2 protein-coding genes are annotated in these 2,526 nt (G+C 40.1%); both read right to left on the bottom strand.

Going from position 1 to position 2,526, the window contains the following annotated elements:
- Positions 1 to 689 precede the first annotated feature (689 nt).
- Positions 690 to 1,400, bottom strand: a complete 711-nt coding sequence (locus ACJHX7_RS26070) for a hypothetical protein (protein WP_000967645.1) — start codon at positions 1,398 to 1,400, stop codon at positions 690 to 692.
- 413 nt (positions 1,401 to 1,813) lie between these two features.
- Positions 1,814 to 2,329 (bottom strand): type III toxin-antitoxin system ToxN/AbiQ family toxin, encoded by a 516-nt coding sequence (locus ACJHX7_RS26065; RefSeq protein WP_000675351.1) that lies wholly within the window; start codon positions 2,327 to 2,329, stop codon positions 1,814 to 1,816.
- Positions 2,330 to 2,526 lie beyond the last annotated feature (197 nt).

Genomic DNA, 2,526 nt, shown 5'->3' with positions numbered 1-2,526 from the left:
TTTTTTTAGGACGTATCATGGCACAGCATATCAACTGATAAATAATCCCTGTGCAGTGCAGCCGCTGTTGCATAAAATTTCGCTCTGCGTCGAGTGTTTCTTAATCAATAATTCCGCTGATACTCCGGAAAAACGCGAGTCTGTTCTCATGCCTGAAATGCCCACACCCCACGCAAAAACAATTTTTTGCTGATTTTTCTTTATAAATAGAGAGTTATGACAAATTAGTTTCTCTTGCTCTCTTTGTGATATTTAAAAAAGCGGTGTCGGCGCGGCTACAACACCGCGCCGACACCGCTTTGTAGGGGTGGTACTGACTATTTTCATAAAAAACATCATTTTATATTAGGGGTGCTGCTAGCGGCGCGGTGTGTTTTTTTACAGGATGCCCCTGGGGGCGCTGCTAGGGGTGTCTGTTCAGATATGTAGCAATGAGTCAGGGATTCACGAACTGAAAATGTCCGAAAATGTGTCTCATGGGCACCGTATGCGCCCAAACCGTTCGCCATTCACTTTCATGCATAGCTATGCAGCGAGCTGAAAACGATCCTGACGCATTTTTTCGGTTTACCTTGGGGAAAATATCTCTTTTTGCGGTATTTGCGTCAGAATCGCGTTCAGCGCGTTTCTGAGGTGCGGGCAACGGATGTTATGTTCAATCCGTGTGATAATTGGTGTGGAATAAACAATCAAAATGGTAAGTCGGCTTCTGGAATAACTGGCGGTTCTGATTTCCTTCTGTAGGTTAGAGCGCTCTTACTGCCTGTTTTTATATAGAAATAGTACGAGTCATGAAACATCTCTAGAGGTATGTTTTCTATGGATTTTTTCACAACTCTATCAAGCAAACCTATATGGATAAGGTAGGTGATTGCTTTGTTTAGTTCAGGTAATTTGCATTTCAATTTTTTGCATATGGTCTTTTTCCTAGCCAGTGTGTAGTCGCTGTTATTATCACGAGCGTAAAGAAGATACATGTAAGTTTGTAAGGCTAGTAACTCAAAGGGATATCTGTTGTGCATGGATTGAAATGCACTTATTTTTTTGTCCTCGTCGACAACTCCTTTAAATGGAAGCTTGCACCATCCATCATTATGATTTTCTAGCACATCCACGGTATAAATCTTTTTTCGTGCAGTCGGCGATATGTTTTTTATCAGCTCTTTTGCATAAAGAATTTTAAGGCCTTCGTTCACCAAGGAACGGCTTAATGACGCTATCTCGCAAAGGTTGCTAAAGGTTAACTCAACCGTTCTGTGGCCAGAGTCTGACTCTTTGCAAAACAGGCAGAATGTTAAATAAATTTTTAATGCCGCTATAGCTTTTGCTGTATCAAGATCGCTGAATTCAGCGATCCTATTTCCTATCCATAGTGAAGGCATTTTTTTCCAGTACAGCATGAATCACCTCAAGGCCAAGTTTTGAAAGATGAAATAGACCAATCCCAATATAGAAAGTGAGAGCACAAGGTTAGTTATTACCGCTGCGACTTTCGCAAGCCTCTCAACCAGACACACGCCTTTCTCAAACATTTTTCACCCCTCGTAATCGCTTCTTGTTGTTTTTATTATCTCAGGGTGTGAAGGCGTTGTAACGCCTTCACAAAAATCTATCTAGAAAGATAAAAGTGATGTTAATTTTTTATCTTGTTGTTTTTAACGGTTTTTTATTTGAGTTTTGGTATTTGTATTAATCATAATATGGTTCACCGTGAACTATGTATGTGAGTCGAACCGTTGAGTTTTGAATATTAGACCTGAATAGTGTCCAAGATCACTCGGTTTCGGACACTATTCAGGATGGCAATGAAGCGTTACTCGCCTTCTTCCGTGTCATTAGCTTCTTTGCCGAAATCTCGGTATTTTTCTTCTAACAGGGAAAAATTACATGTTCCTTGCATTTTTCCTTGCAGGACGAGCTTCCTTAAAAGCTCTGATTTCTCAGCTATTTTGTCTGAATTTACACGAATAAACTGGAGCTGCTTATAGAGCATTCTCTTGTAGGCGGTATTCGGCATACCGTTCAAGTCAAGTAAGGATACTTCGGCTTCGATGATTGGAATCATGAACTTCAGATTAATCAATCCGAGCTGATTTTCGGGGACACCATTTTCATGGAGCTTAAAGAAGCTAGGCGATGATTCTTTAATAGTGCTATGCCATGGCTTTGGGGATGTTAAAGGGGCTAGATACTTATGCCCTTGAATCTCTAACACAATGCCAATGAAAGCTTTCGGATTCTGATAGTTAGGATCTTCGCTATTGGGAACTTTGTCTTCGAATCCCTTTAGGTATTCAATGTATCTGCTTGATATAGTGTAAAATTTCATTTTTTTCTCGTAAAAAAGGCGACTGTGTAGTCGCCTCTTTTACTGTATTACTTTAAGGTAGTAAATGACCTAAATTTCTAGCTGCACTTAAGGTAGCAAATCACCTGAATTTCTAGCTGCACTTAAAGGTAGCAAATCACCTGAATTTCTAGCTGCACTTAAGGTAGCAAATCACCTGAATTTCTAGCTGCACTTAA

Origin of the sequence: Escherichia sp. WS1451, assembly GCF_046487365.1 — a bacterium.
Classification (GTDB): domain Bacteria; phylum Pseudomonadota; class Gammaproteobacteria; order Enterobacterales; family Enterobacteriaceae; genus Escherichia; species Escherichia coli.
Note: the sequence above shows the minus strand (reverse complement) of the source record. Positions and strands in the feature narration are given on the sequence as shown.